11 protein-coding genes are annotated in these 13,150 nt (G+C 73.2%); 7 read left to right on the top strand and 4 right to left on the bottom strand.

Going from position 1 to position 13,150, the window contains the following annotated elements:
• Positions 1-3 precede the first annotated feature (3 nt).
• A complete protein-coding gene (locus ABH931_RS04770; RefSeq protein ID WP_370110185.1) occupies positions 4-447 on the bottom strand; it encodes an SRPBCC family protein in 444 nt (147 codons plus the stop codon).
• Positions 448-490: 43 nt separating this feature from the next.
• Positions 491-1,411, bottom strand: a complete 921-nt coding sequence (locus tag ABH931_RS04765; protein ID WP_370110183.1) for a MerR family transcriptional regulator — start codon at positions 1,409-1,411, stop codon at positions 491-493.
• A 97-nt stretch (positions 1,412-1,508) separates the two neighbouring features.
• On the opposite strand from ABH931_RS04765, the gene ABH931_RS04760 reads away from it, so the two are divergent.
• The 6 genes from ABH931_RS04760 to ABH931_RS04735 all read left to right on the top strand — a co-directional run bounded on the left by ABH931_RS04760 (position 1,509) and on the right by ABH931_RS04735 (position 6,855).
• Positions 1,509-2,060, top strand: coding sequence for an NIPSNAP family protein (locus ABH931_RS04760; RefSeq protein ID WP_370110181.1), 552 nt, complete (start codon positions 1,509-1,511; stop codon positions 2,058-2,060).
• Between the two features lie 170 nt (positions 2,061-2,230).
• Entirely contained in the window at positions 2,231-3,772 is a 1,542-nt protein-coding gene (locus tag ABH931_RS04755; protein WP_370110179.1) for an alpha/beta hydrolase, read from the top strand.
• A gap of 103 nt (positions 3,773-3,875) precedes the next feature.
• Positions 3,876-4,259, top strand: a complete 384-nt coding sequence (locus ABH931_RS04750; protein ID WP_370110177.1) for a hypothetical protein — start codon at positions 3,876-3,878, stop codon at positions 4,257-4,259.
• A gap of 150 nt (positions 4,260-4,409) precedes the next feature.
• Complete coding sequence (locus ABH931_RS04745; RefSeq protein ID WP_370110175.1) at positions 4,410-5,354, top strand: ribonuclease BN; 945 nt, start codon at positions 4,410-4,412, stop codon at positions 5,352-5,354.
• A 94-nt stretch (positions 5,355-5,448) separates the two neighbouring features.
• The gene (locus ABH931_RS04740; RefSeq protein ID WP_370110173.1) at positions 5,449-5,856 is read left to right on the top strand and encodes an SHOCT domain-containing protein; all 408 of its coding nucleotides are present in this window, start codon (positions 5,449-5,451) and stop codon (positions 5,854-5,856) included.
• An 81-nt stretch (positions 5,857-5,937) separates the two neighbouring features.
• Positions 5,938-6,855: a cation diffusion facilitator family transporter gene (locus tag ABH931_RS04735; RefSeq protein ID WP_370110172.1), complete on the top strand. Its 918-nt coding sequence runs from the start codon at positions 5,938-5,940 to the stop codon at positions 6,853-6,855.
• A 199-nt stretch (positions 6,856-7,054) separates the two neighbouring features.
• Here ABH931_RS04735 and ABH931_RS04730 read toward each other — a convergent pair whose 3' ends face one another.
• On the bottom strand, positions 7,055-8,038 hold the full coding sequence (locus ABH931_RS04730; protein WP_370110171.1) for a LuxR C-terminal-related transcriptional regulator: 984 nt from the start codon (positions 8,036-8,038) through the stop codon (positions 7,055-7,057).
• A 360-nt stretch (positions 8,039-8,398) separates the two neighbouring features.
• On the opposite strand from ABH931_RS04730, the gene ABH931_RS04725 reads away from it, so the two are divergent.
• Positions 8,399-12,421 carry a hypothetical protein gene (locus tag ABH931_RS04725; RefSeq protein WP_370110170.1) on the top strand — a complete coding sequence of 1,341 codons (4,023 nt, stop codon included), beginning with the start codon at positions 8,399-8,401 and terminating at the stop codon, positions 12,419-12,421.
• 90 nt (positions 12,422-12,511) lie between these two features.
• Here ABH931_RS04725 and ABH931_RS04720 read toward each other — a convergent pair whose 3' ends face one another.
• Positions 12,512-13,114, bottom strand: coding sequence for a hypothetical protein (locus tag ABH931_RS04720; protein ID WP_370110169.1), 603 nt, complete (start codon positions 13,112-13,114; stop codon positions 12,512-12,514).
• Positions 13,115-13,150: the final 36 nt, after the last annotated feature.

Genomic DNA, 13,150 nt, shown 5'->3' with positions numbered 1-13,150 from the left:
AGGTCAGCCCTGGTCCGCTTCGAGCACCTGCTTGAGGCGGGCCAGGTCCTTGGCGTTGGCGCGCCGCATCGACGCGGCCATCACCGGCGCGGCGACCTTCCCGAAACCGGACGGCTCGCCGTGGTTGCGCAGCGTCATCCGGGTGCGGTTCGCGTCGAGTTCCTCCCAGGTGTACGTGGTCTCCATCGGGAACGGGCCCTGCTCGGTGCGCATGACCATGCGCTCAGGGCCGTACTCGACCACCCGGTAGGTGTAGGCGAGGGTCCGGCCGAGGAATCGCGCCACGAAGTCCAGTTGCGAACCGGCGCGCAACGGCGGCTCGGTGCGCCACCGTACGGAGGCGATGTTCTCGTACCACTCGGGGGCGTTGTCCGGATCTCCCGCGTACGCCGCCACCTGGTCCCTCGGCCGGGCGATCACGGTCTCGGTCTGCACGTCGACGGCCACGGCCTGCTCCTCGCTCGTCCCCGACACACTCCATGGTGGCCGATCAAGCCCCGCGCGGCACGCCCTCCGCCCACTCCAGTTGCGCGCCCAGCGCGGAGCTCAGCCACGCGTGGGCCGCGCCCAGCGTCGGCTCCGAGGTCAGCTCGCCCGCCCAGCGCCAGTAGCACCGCATCACCGGGTGCTCGCCGCCCACGAGCGCGCGGCCGAGCTCGCGCCGGAAGCCGGGTGTGTCGCGGCGGTCCTGCGAACGGGCGTGGGCGGCGACGAAGCAGTCCAACGCCTCGCCGTCGCTCGGCGCACGGCCCGCGCGCAGGGCGGGCGCGCTCAGCTCGAACGCCTCGCGCAGGCCGTCGTAGAGAACGTCCGGGCGGAGCGGGTCGGGCCGGTGCTCGGCCAGGCAGGCGGCGTTCACCGGCGCGGTCAGCACGTGCAGCCGTGCGAAGGCCAGCACGTGACCGGGCGTCGGCGTGTCCGGGAGCGCCGGCACCGCCGCGTCCACCACCGCCGTCCGCAGCCGGGTGGAGAGCCGGCCGGGGAGCATGCCGCGCCAGTACCGCGCCAACATGTCGGTACTCGGAGGCGTGCCCAGCACACCGACCAGGCGCAGCAGCTCCGTCCGCTGCGCCGGCTCCGCCTCGTGCAGCAGCCGCAGCGCCGCCTCCCGCCACCGCAGCGCCGCCATCTCGGCGCCGAGCACATCCAGCTGCCGTGCGACGGTCTCCCGCAGCTCCTCGGCGTCGCCGTCGACCACCCGCGCGACCTGCGGCAGCGGGACGTCGAGCCCGCGCAGTGAGCGGATCTGCCGCAACCGTTCCACCGCCTCGGGAGCGTAGCGGCGGTGTCCGCCACTGCTGCGGTCCGCCTCCGGCAGCAGCCCCTGGTCGGTGTAGAACCGAACGGCCTTGACACTCACCCCGGCCTGCTCGGCCAGCTCGCCGATGCTCAACAGATCCTGCGACTGCAAGACTTCGTCCTCCCGTCCGGCGCAACGCCCTCTTCGAGCCTAACGGGCACCATCCCCTGACAGGAGGTGTCAGGGAAGTGCCCCTAGCGTGCCGGGCATGAAGATCGTCGAACTCCGGCAGTACACCCTCCACCCCGGCGCCCGGGACACCCTGATCGAGCTGTTCGAGCGCGAGTTCGTGACCGGACAGGAGGCCGTCGGCATCAGCGTCGGCGGCCGCTTCCGCGACCTGGACGACCCGGACCGCTTCGTGTGGATGCGCGCGTTCTCCGACATGGCGCAACGACGGCGCGCGCTGGAGGCCTTCTACACCGGCCCCGTCTGGCGGCGGAACCGCGACGAGGCCAACGCCACCATGCTCGACAGCGACAACGTCCTGCTGTTGCGCGGCCCGGGCTTCACCCCGCAGCCCGGCACCCCCGAGGTGCTCGCGACCATCTGCCACCCGTCCGACCCGACCGCCTTCGACGCGTACGCCGCGCGGTACCTGCTCCCGGCCCAGGCCCTCCACCGCACCGAACATGCCGAAAACGACTACCCGCAGCTGCCCGTCCGCACCGGCGAGGACGTCCGGGTCTGGTTCGGCCCGGCCGAGCCGGCACCGTGGCCGGCCCAGTCACTGCGGCTGGCTCCAGTCACGCCTCACTGACCGTCGGCTCGCACGAAGGCCGGCAGCAGCGCCGCGGTCCCTCGCGGATCCTCCGGCATGGGCGAGTGGCCGAGTCCGGGAAGCGTCTCGACTCTCACCCCCGCGCGGTCCCGACCATCTGTCCCGTCGGGGCTTGAATCTCCCCTTGGGGGAGTTCCTACCGTGCGGGTATGCGAAACGATCACGAGATCACGACGGCGTTCATCCTGGCCTCCGGGCCCTTCACCGGTGGGTTGTTGTGGGAGCGGGTGGGTGAGCGGTTGCGGGAGGCCGGGGCCGAGGTGGGGGTGGCCGAGCTGACGCGGGGCGGGGGCGAGGGCGGTCGGGAGGGCGAGGACGGGAAGGAGGCGGATCTGGAGACGCACATCGCCGAGGTCGTGCGGACCGTCGACGCGGTGGAGGCGCCGCGGGTGGTGCTGGTGGGCCACGACTACGCGATCCACCCCGTGCTCGGGGCGGCGCAGCAGCGAGTGGGGCGGGTGGCGCGGATCGTGTATCTGGATGCCGGGCTGCCGCAGGACGGGGACCTGCCGCTGGCGCTGGTGCCCGACCCGGAGGTGCACGCGTTGCTGGCCGAGCGGCCCGGCGCGGACGTGCCGGTGCCGGAGCCGGGCCAGTGGGAGCGGTGGGGCGACACGACCGGGCTGACCCGGGCGGACCGGGAGCGGCTCACCGCGCTGGGCGCGCCGCAGCCCGGACGGACGCTGACGCAGCCGCTGCGACTGAACGGCGCGCTGGCGGGGGTGCCGACCAGCGGGGTGCTGTGCACCGCCGCCGGGATGACGATCGACGCGGTACAGGGGATGGTCTCCTCGGGCATGCCGCAGTTCCAGGGTCTCGCCCACCCGCAGGTGGGCTTCTTCGAGCTGGCCACCGGCCACTGGCCGATGCTGTCCTGCCCCGACGAGCTCGCCGAGGTGCTGCTCCGGGCCGCCGCCGGGGAGGGACGCCGGCTGGCCCCCTCCAGCGCCCAGCCGTTCCAGGCGCGGCCGTTCGTGTTGGACGCGGCCGAGGCACCGCCCGCCCGCACCGAGCGCGTCGGCCGGGTCGACCTGCACCTGCCCTCCTCGGTGGGAGAGGAGACGGGAGGACGGCCCGCCGTCCTGTTCGTGCACGGCGGCCCCCTGCCGCGCGACGCGGCGTTCGCGCCGCGCGAGTGGCCGCTCTACGTCGGATACGCGCGCCTCGCGGCGGCGCAGGGCCTGGTCGGCGCGCTGGTGGAGCACCGGCTCCACGCGATGACGGACTACCCCACCGCCGCGTCCGACGTCGCGGAGGCCGTGGAGCTGTTGCGCGCGGACGCGCGCGTGGACCCGGAACGGATCGCCCTCTGGTACTTCTCCGGCGGCGGCCTGCTGCTGGCGCAGGCCCTGGCCGAGCCCGCGCCCTGGCTGCGGTGCGTGGCCGCGACCTACCCCGTCCTCGCTCCCCTGCCGGGCTGGACCGGTGTCGATCCGCGCTTCCGCCCCGCGACGGCGCTGGCGCAGGCAGGCGGCCTGCCGGTCGTGCTGACCCGCGCGGGTCTGGAGTCGCCGGAGATCTCCGCGACCGTCGACGCCTTCGTCGCGGCCGCCCGGGGGTGTGGTGCGGCCCTGGAGCTCGTCGACGTGCCGGGCGGCCGCCACGGCTTCGACGCCGGGGAGCCGACCGAAGAGGTCCGGACAGCCGTCCGGGAGGCGATGCTGGCCGTACTGAAGCATCTGGAGGCCTGAGCCGGCCGATTCTCATCGGGTCTTCATGAGCGGGCGGCGGACAGCGGGTATCAGGCAGGTACCAGGTAGCCACGCAGTTCGCAGGTGAGGGCAGGCGAGGACCATGGGACCTTACGGACCTCTTCGCATCCACGGGGGCGGGAACCACCCCTGGTTCTGGGTCTTCTCCGGGATCACCATGGTGCTCTTCTGGGTGTTCCTCCTTCTGGCGATCATCCTGATCGTCCGCGCCATCACCGGCCGCTCCCGCTGGGCCGCACGCTCGGGCGCCGCCACGCACTCCGCCCCGGCGGCGCCTCCGCCGAGCCCGCCAGGGAGCAGTGGAACAGCCCCGACCTCTGCGGAGCAGATCCTCGCCGAGCGCCTTGCCCGTGGCGACATCGACGTCGACGACTACCACCGCCGTCTCGCAGCGCTGACCGGCGGGACCACCCTCGGCCAAGGGGCCGTCCCGCCACCGCCGGCCACTCCGCCCGATGTCCCGTGATCCGCTGACACCCGTTCAGAGGGCCGGGCACCCCGTCCGTGTTCCCCACCTGACGTCGGATCACCCGAACGGCTCAACAGCGGGTGATCTCCCTGCTCCGCACCACACACGATGGCAGTGCCGTGGTTCCGGAGCAGGAGGGTGGGGTGCGTGTCGGCTTCCGAGAGGCTGCGCCGGGCGCGCAGCAGGTCCGAGGAGCTGAGGACCGCCGCGCTGACGCGGTTCGAGCGCATGCGGGAGCGCTGGCCGGTGATCGGGGCGCTGCTGGTGCGCATGCTGAACGTCGGCCTGATGGACGCGGCGACGCGCCTGGCCGCCCAGCTCTTCCTCACCACGATTCCGCTCTTCTTCGCCCTCGGGGCGTTCGCGCCGGACAGCATCCGGACGCGGATGATGTCCTCGCTGCGCACGACGTTCGGGCTGACCGGCGCGAGCGCGGGGCAGGTGCAGTCGGTCGTCCAGGCGAACAACGCCGACCACGGGCTCCAGCAGACCGTCGGCATCGTCGGCGTGCTGATGGCCCTGATCTCCGCGACCAGTTGCAGCCGCGTCCTGGCACGCGTGTGCGCCGACGCGTGGGCGCTGGGCAAGGCGCCGAGCAGGCCCGCCGCCTGGCGCTGGCTGGTGTGGATCGTCTGCCTGATCGGGTTCCTCCTGCTCCAGGGTCTGCTGCGCGAAGGGTTCGGGACGGGGCTCTGGCTCGGCGTGCCGATGACCTTCCTGGCCAGCGTGGGGCTGTGGTGGTGGACCCAGCACCTACTGCTGGTGCGGCGGCTCGCCTGGCTCCCGCTGCTGCCGGGGGCGGTGCTGTGCGCCGTGGCGACGAGTGCGCTGGGCCTGTCCGCGCGGATCTACATGCCGAACGCGCTCAACCGGACGCTTCAGGAGTACGGCTCGCTCGGCCTGGTGCTGACCGGGCTCTCCTGGTTGATCGTGGTCGCCGCGGCCGTCGTCTTCGGCATCACCCTCGGCGCGGTCCTGGCCCAGCACCCGCCGCTGCAACAGTGGCTGCACACGCCCGTACCGGCCCCCAAGAGCGGCAGCACGAGCGGCAGCACGAGCGACGGCAAGGGCGACGCTGCCCCGAACGAGTGAGCCCCCTCGCCATGCGATGCATGATATGTCCTGATATGTCTGTTTCTCAGCGCGGCACGGCGAGGAGCGCCGACCGCCCCGGAGGAGGCACCTCATGTCCAACTATCCGTTGCTCAATCTCTTCTGGACGATGCTGGAGTTCTTCCTCTGGATCCTCTGGTTCTTCCTGCTCTTCAAGATCCTCACAGACATCTTCCGCAACCACGACATGGGCGGCTGGACCAAGGCCCTGTGGATCATCTTCGTGATCCTGCTGCCGTTCCTCGGCGTGCTGGTCTACGTCATCGTCAACGGCCGGGGTATGAGCCAGCGCGACCTCAAGCAGGCCCAGCAGGCCGACGACGCCTTCAAGCAGTACGTCCGTGACGCGGCCGGCACCGGCGGGGCGGGCGCTGCGGGCGGCGGCCACGTCGACGAGCTGGCCAAGCTGGCCGACCTGCGCAGCAGCGGCGCGCTGACCGACGAGGAGTACCAGAAGGCCAAGGACAAGCTGCTGGCATAGGCCGCACGGCCGGACAGCAGGACAGCAGGACAGCAGGACAGCAGAACGCGGCCGGCGGCACGGCGACGGGAGGGGAACCGCGTGGCCAACGAGGAGAGCGTCGGCACGGTACTGGTCGCCGGAGCCGCCAACCTGGGCATCGCCGTCGCCAAGGCGGTGGCCGGGGTGGTCAGCGGCTCCAGCGCGATGCTCTCCGAGGCGGCGCACTCCTTCGCCGACACCGTCACCGAGGCGCTGCTCTTCACCGCGCTGCGGCGTGGCGACCGCGCGGCCGACGCCCGGCATCCGCTGGGCTACGGCCGCGCGGTCTACGTGTGGGCCCTGCTGGCCTCGGTGGCCACCTTCGTCGGCGGCGCGGTCTTCTCCGTCACCGACGGCATCCGCACCCTGGTCCACGGCGAGCAGCCGGGAGATCCGGTGGTCTCCTACGTGGTGCTCGCCTTCTCCTTCGTCCTGGAGGGGGGCTCACTGCTGCGCGGTCTGCGGCAGACGCGCGCCGAGGCGGCGCGCTACCACGCCCCGCTGCTGCGTTACCTGCGCCGCACGCCCGACACCACCGTCAAGGCGGTCGTCTTCGAGGACGCGGCGGCGCTGGTCGGCCTGCTGCTCGCGGCCGGCGGCCTGCTCGGGGTCCAGCTGACCGGCTCGGGCGTGTGGGACGGGATCGCCTCGCTGGCGATCGGCGTGCTGCTGGCGGCGGTCGCCTTCGAGCTCGGACGCAGCAACACCTCGATGCTGATCGGCCAGTCCCTGCCGGAGCGGATGCGGCAGCAGCTGATCCGCGAGCTGGAGGAGCTGCCGGACGTGGAGTCGGTGGTGGACCTGGCGGCGGTGATGCAGGGCCCGCAGGAGGTCCTGGTCGCCGCGAAGGTCGACTTCCGCGACGCGGCCACGGCCGCGCAGATCGAGACCCTGTGCGAGGAGGCCGAGCGGCAGCTCAAGGCCCGCCACGCACAGATCGCGCGGGTCTACCTCGATCCCACGCCCGGCCCGACCTGATCCGAACCGACCCGGCCTGATCCGACCCGGCCCGGGCCAACCTGACCCGGCCCGGCCCAACCTGATCTGACCCGGCCCGGCCCGACCCGACCCGACCCGGGCCCGACCCGACCCGGGCCCGACAGCACCCGAACGCACCCGCCAGAAGCCGACAGAACCCGACCCGATCCGGGCCCGCGCCCGACGGCGGGACGCCGGATCAGAGCCAGCCGCGCCGGATCGCCTGGGCGCCCGCCTGGAAGCGGCTGGTCGCTCCGAGCCGGGCGAGCAGGTCCGTCACCCGGCGGCGCAGGGTCCGCTCGCTGATGCCCAGCTGGCGGGCGATCGCCTCGTCCTTCAGGCCCGCGTGCAGCAGATGCAGCAACGTGTGCTCGGCCTCCGTCAGGTCCGGGTGGGTGTCCGGCAGCGCGTCACCGCCCTCGGCGGAGAACACCGGGGTGGCCTGGAGCCAGCTCATCTCGAACAGCTCCACCAGCGCGTCGCACAGCCGCGACCGGTGCACGATCGCGGCGAGGCTGCGGGTTCCCTCGCTGCTCGCGCTCAGCGGGATCACCGCGTTGCTCGCGTCCACGACCACCAACTTCAGCGGAACCCGGGGCAGCACCCGTGACCGCTCCCCCGCGAGCACCAGCTCGCGCAGCAGCTCGGCCCGCTCCGGGATGGCCAGGACCTCGCTGGCGTACACGGCCCGCACCCGCACCCCACGCGCCAGCAGTTGGCGTTCGTCGCGCGCGGCGGTCGCGTCGGGCGTGACGTACGGGGGGACGTCGAAGGCCAGCACCTCCTGCTTCGCCCCGGCCAGCAGCTCCGTCACCCGGGCGGCGATGGCGGCAGGCCCCTCGACGATCTCGGCCAGGCGCAGCGGGTCGCTGCGCAGCATCCGCTCGTGGTACTCGGCGGCGTAGTCCTCCACGGCGGCGGCGGTTCGCTCCAGGGCGAGCCGCTTGGCGTGGATGAGCGTGCCGAGCCCGGTCCGGGGATCGGCCGCGTGGTACCGCCCGGGCCGCCCGGCCTCGACGAAGGCCAGCTCCGACGCGACCAGCGTGTCCAGGGCACGGCGCAGTCTCGGCTCCCCGGTTCCGCCGAGCAGCGCGGCGAGCTCCGCCAGCGTCGCGGGCGAGTGCGCCACGAGGCGCCGGTAGGCCTCCTCGGTGTACTCGTCCAGGCCGACGGACTCCAGCATGACGCCCCCTTCCGGGACGGGAGGATCTCGGGGCGCGATCCTAGCCGGGGCCTCGGGGGCGGCTTGGACAGGGTCGGGATCCAGTGGCCGAGTCCGGCGAATGGCCGGTAGCGGACAGGTGCGGAGTCTCCCCTGGGCGTGGTGATCGCTGGGAGAGTGCAACCACCCTCGCGGCGAACAGCCGCCGGTGGAGCTTTCCCCCGAGCCGACCGAACAGGATGTGACGGGTTGTCCCAGAAATTCCGACGTGGCCTCAGGGCCGGTGCCGTGGGCGCCGTGCTCGCCGTGGCCGCAGGGCTGTTGAGCGGCCCAGCCGTCGCGGCGCAGAGCGGCGCACAGGCAGGAGCGCACGGCGCACCCGTGCGGTTGAACGCCGCGGCGCTGGCCCGGCTGAACGCGCGGTACCAGAACCGCATCGACGGCACCGCGGCCCAGGTCGCCGCCGAGGAAGGGACCGCGGCCGCCGCCCCCACCGCCACCGCGCCACGGACCACGAGCGCCGCCCACGGCACCCCGCACGCGTCGACGACCGCCACCACCGCGCCGGGCCTGAAGCAGACCGGTGCGTGGGAGACCGCGCGCGGCTTCGCGGAGACCACGACCCTGCCCGGTACGGGCGACTGGATCGACGTCTTCTCCGGTGGCACCGTCGGCCGCTACGACGCCCACGGCAACGCCGTGTGGAACCGTCCGGCGACCTCCCTGATCAAGGACTGGCAGGTCACCGCGACCAACTGGTACCAGCCCTACCCCTTCACGCCGAACCTCTACGTCGGCTACAACCCCTACGAGATGTCCACCACGGGCCAGCACCCGTACGTGACGGGTGACTTCACCGGTGACGGCGTGGACGACGTGGCCGTCGCCTACACGGTCGGCGACTCCCCCGCCCGCCCGTTCACCTCGCCGGGTTCGAAGCTGAACTACGGCACCTTCCTCACCGTCCTCGACGGCCGCACCGGCCGGACGGTGTGGAGCAAGCTCGTGCCGGGCTACGTGGGCACCATGCTCGTCCAGCACGGCAAGCTGATCGTGGCCGAGACGACCGGACCGCAGTGGAGCGTCGACCCCGTCACCGAACAGGGCGACAGCCGCTCCGCCCTCACCGCCTACAGCTTCTCCCCCACCTCGGGCGGCAAGCTCCACGCGACCGCCGACTGGAGCTACTCCACCCACGCGCCGTGGGCGCTCTGGGGCGACCTGATATCCCTCGGCGGCGACCGGATCGCCGCGTCCTGGTCGGACACGCCGCTCGGGCTCGGTAGCCCGCGTCCGGCCGACGGGAACGTCGTCGTGCTCGACGCCCGCGACGGCGCCGTCACCGCGCACGCCAAGACCCCGGGCTACCCGCGCATGCTGGCCCAGGACCCTACCGGCGACCGGGTGCTGACCGTCGAGCAGAACGACCCCTTCGACGCCGTGCGGTGGGACCTGACCGCGATCGACGCCCGCTCGGGCGCGCGGACCGTGCTCGCCTCCCGCACCGGAACCGTCCCCGAGGCGTTCCAGGTGCTTCCCCACCACCGCTACGCCGTCGCCGAGCTCGGCATCAACGCGGACCTGAGCGACGGCCAGAGCACCATCTCGGTCTGGGACGCGAAGGGCACCACCCTCTGGTCCGCCACGACCGCGTCCACGGTCGGCGGCGCGAACGCGCCGACGATGGCGTTGACCGAGAACGGCGGCGAGCTCGTCGCCTCCGTCTCCGACCCGGCGGCGGACACGGCGACGCTGCCGAACGGGCCCGAGCACGTCCAGGTCCTGGGCTTCGACCCGAACTCCGGCCGCATCGACTGGCGCCGCGAGGGCGCCCTGGCCGGTGACACGCTCACGCCTTACCGCGGCGGGCTGCTGACCGTCGGCTACGACGACACCGCCTACCTGCTCGACCCCGACACCGGCCGCACCCCGGACGTGATGCCGCTGGCCGGAGACCCGTTCGCCGCCGCGACCGTCGACGTCAACGGCGACGGCGTGCCGGACCTGGTCGTCGGCGGCCAGAGCCGCGGCGTGTGGGCCCTGGACGGACGCACCCTCAAGAAGGCGACTCCCAAGGTGCTCTGGCACGCGGCCGTCGACGGCTCCGTGCACGCCGTGCGGACCCTCGGCCGTGACGTGATCGTCGCGACCGACGACGGCTTCGCGGTGCTCGACGCCCGCACCGGCGCGGTACGGCACACCGTTCGGACGGGCGGCTACGTCGCCTCCCTGACGGTCGCCCACGACGCGCACGGCCGGCCCGAGATCGTCGTGCCCGGCGCGAGCCTGACCGCCTGGTCGCCCGAGGGCAGGCGACTGTGGAGGTACCAGCCGGCCGGAACCGCCGGAAAGAGCCTGGTCTTCTCCTCGGTCACCCAGGACGCCGCCGGACACCTGCTGCTGGAGTACGGCGGCACCCAGGGCCCGGGCATCACCGCCGCCGTCAGCGACCCCGCGCCGACCGCCGTCAGCCTCAACGCCGCGACCGGCACGCAGCGGTGGAGCGAGACCCCGAACGACCCGGGCGCGGCGACCGTCGCGCCGACCGACCCGGCGCTCGCCGACCCGAACATCCCCGGCGCGAAGGGCCACGGCGTCGCCTTCGCCTTCACCGGCCTGATGAGCAGCAACGCGCACCTGGTGCAGATCCTCGACGACCGCACCGGCGCCGTGGTCTCGGGCAACGAGTCCCCCGGCGCGTACACCTTCCTCGGCTTCGCCGCCTCCGAGGCGGACGGGCTGGTGGAGATGCACAGCGGCGACGACACGGTCTACCCGCCCAACGGTGCCGCATCCTACGACGTGTCGACGTTCCTGGACTTCCACTCCGGGGTGTTCGCTCGCTCCGCGAGCGGCGCGTCCGCCTTCGTCGGCGCCTACACCAGCCTCTTCTCCTACGACACGCCGTTCACCCAGACCGGCGACTTCGTCCGCGAGAGCGCCACGGACTTCGCGCTCGGCGCGAGCCAGGTGCAGGCGGCGCGGCTCGGCGACGGTCCGGCCACGGACCTGCTGGGCCTGTCGATCGACTGGCGGGCACTGGACATCTCGCTCCAGGCGATCGGCTCGGGCACCTTCGAGCCCGACTCGTTCCCGCACGGCCTGACCAGCTACCAGCTCTGCGACGGCTGCCCCTCCAAGATCCCCACCCCGCCCGGCAGCAGCGCCTCGGCCGTTCCGGCGCAACCGTCGGCCACCACGGGTGGTGCCAGCCGAACCGGCGCGACCCGCACCAGCGCGGCCGCGCTCACCGCGCCGACGCTGCCCGTCGGCACCGTGCAGAACCCGATCGTGCTCCAGTCCAGCAGCACCACGGCCCACGTCCAGGCGCACGGCGCGGCCGACACCGCGGAGACCACCCGCGGTTACACGCCGCAGCAGATCCAGGCACGGCTGGGTCTGAAGGGTGACGGCACCGGCCAGACGGTCGCCATCGTCGACGCCTACGACTACCCGACGGCCGAAGCGGACCTGAACCACTTCGCCGCGCACTTCAACCTGCCGCAGACCTGTGACAGCGTCGCCGCGGGGACGGACTGCTTCACCTTCCAGCGCGTCTACGCCGACGGCACCCAGCCGGAGGGCAACACGGGCTGGAACGAGGAGGCCGCGCTCGACGTCGAGTGGGCGCACTCGGTCGCCCCACACGCCAGGATCGTCCTGGTCGAGGCCGCCGACCCGTCGATGGCCGGGCTCTCCCGCGGCGACGACGCGGCGGCCGCGCTGCACCCGGCGGTCGTCAGCAACAGCTGGGGCTCGAAGGAGTTCTCCGAGGAGTCCTTCTACGACGGCCACTGCAAGCTCGCCGTCTCCGTCTGCGTGCAGTCGACCGGCGACGACGGCTACCCGTCCGGCTACTCGGCCACCAACCCGTACGCGCTGGCCATCGGCGGCACCAGCCTCCAGCTGGACGCCAACGGAGCGACGCTGGGCGAGACCGCGTGGAGCAGCACCGGCGGCGGCCTCAGCTACTTCGAGCCGCGCCCGGCCTACCAGGACGGCGTCCAGTCGTCCCCGCTGCGCGCCACGCCCGACGTCAGCTTCGTCGCCGACCCGCGCACCGGTGTGCCGGTCTACCTCACCATCGCGGTCGGCAGCACCAGCCGCTCGCTCTGGCTGGAGGTCGGCGGCACCAGCCTCTCGGCGCCGATCTGGGGCGCGATCATCGCCTCCGCGGACCAGCTGCGCGCGGCGGCGGGCAAGGCCCCGCTGGCCTCGGCCGGCCCGGCGGGCGACACCGCCCACGCGGCCGTCTACGGTCTGGGATCCGCGTACCTGAGCGACATCACCTCGGGCTCCAACGGCCTGTGCGGCACCGAGTGCACGGCCGGTCCCGGCTACGACACCGTCACCGGGCTCGGCTCCCCGACGGCCGGAGTCGACGCCGGCCTGGCGGCGCGGTAGTCGCGGCCCAGCGGCGGCACCAGCACCGCTCACCGGGGCGCGCGGTTCGGCAGGAGACTGCCGGGCCGCGCGCCCCGGCGTCGGTCGGGCTCAGTCCGGGCAGGGGCCGTCGGCGATGCTGCCCGGATCGGACGCCGTGGCCGGGACGGTGACGCAGACGCTCTGCTTGCTCTCCACGTCGGTCACCTGGATCCGGCCGGTGGTGGCGTAGGAGTCGGTGAGCTCCGTGGAGTAGACGCTGGTGCCGACGATCGTCCGCAGCGACGGGCCCGTGGCCGCGTCCCTGGGGTCCGCCGCGCAGGGCGGCGGGGTCATGTAACTGCCCGGCCCTCCGCCGAACCCGGGCACGTAGATGGGGGGCTCCGGCGAGGACGTGGCGCATTCCTGGGCGGCGGAGACCGACTGGTCGATGACCTGCTGCCCGGCCGCGTGCAGCCCGTCGGTCCGGCTCTGCACGCTCCAGACGCGGATCAGCAGCAGGCCGACCCCGCACGCGGCCGCCGTCGCCCCCAGCCCCGCCACCCAGCTGCCGCCGAAGGAGCCCTCTGCCTCCTTGCTCCGCCGCTGTTCGAACATCATCGCGGCACCGGCGAGCAGCACGACTCCGCCGGCAGCGATCAGCATGATGCCGGTCCCGATCGACGGCGGCGGCGTGTACGGCGCGTTGTGCGACGGTATGTACTGGTCCAGCACGACGGATCCCCCTTGGTAGGGGCGCCAGCATAGGGC

It is taken from the genome of Streptacidiphilus sp. MAP12-33, assembly GCF_041261265.1.
In the GTDB taxonomy this organism is placed as follows: domain Bacteria; phylum Actinomycetota; class Actinomycetes; order Streptomycetales; family Streptomycetaceae; genus Streptacidiphilus.
This window is presented reverse-complemented; position numbering and strand designations above follow the sequence as displayed.

Coding starts and splice junctions, on each gene's coding strand:
- ABH931_RS04760 (WP_370110181.1), top strand. CDS start 1,509: ATGAAGATCGTCGAACTCCGGCAGTACACCCTCCACCCCGGCGCCCGG.
- ABH931_RS04755 (WP_370110179.1), top strand. CDS start 2,231: ATGCGAAACGATCACGAGATCACGACGGCGTTCATCCTGGCCTCCGGG.
- ABH931_RS04750 (WP_370110177.1), top strand. CDS start 3,876: ATGGGACCTTACGGACCTCTTCGCATCCACGGGGGCGGGAACCACCCC.
- ABH931_RS04740 (WP_370110173.1), top strand. CDS start 5,449: ATGTCCAACTATCCGTTGCTCAATCTCTTCTGGACGATGCTGGAGTTC.
- ABH931_RS04730 (WP_370110171.1), bottom strand. CDS start 8,038: ATGCTGGAGTCCGTCGGCCTGGACGAGTACACCGAGGAGGCCTACCGG.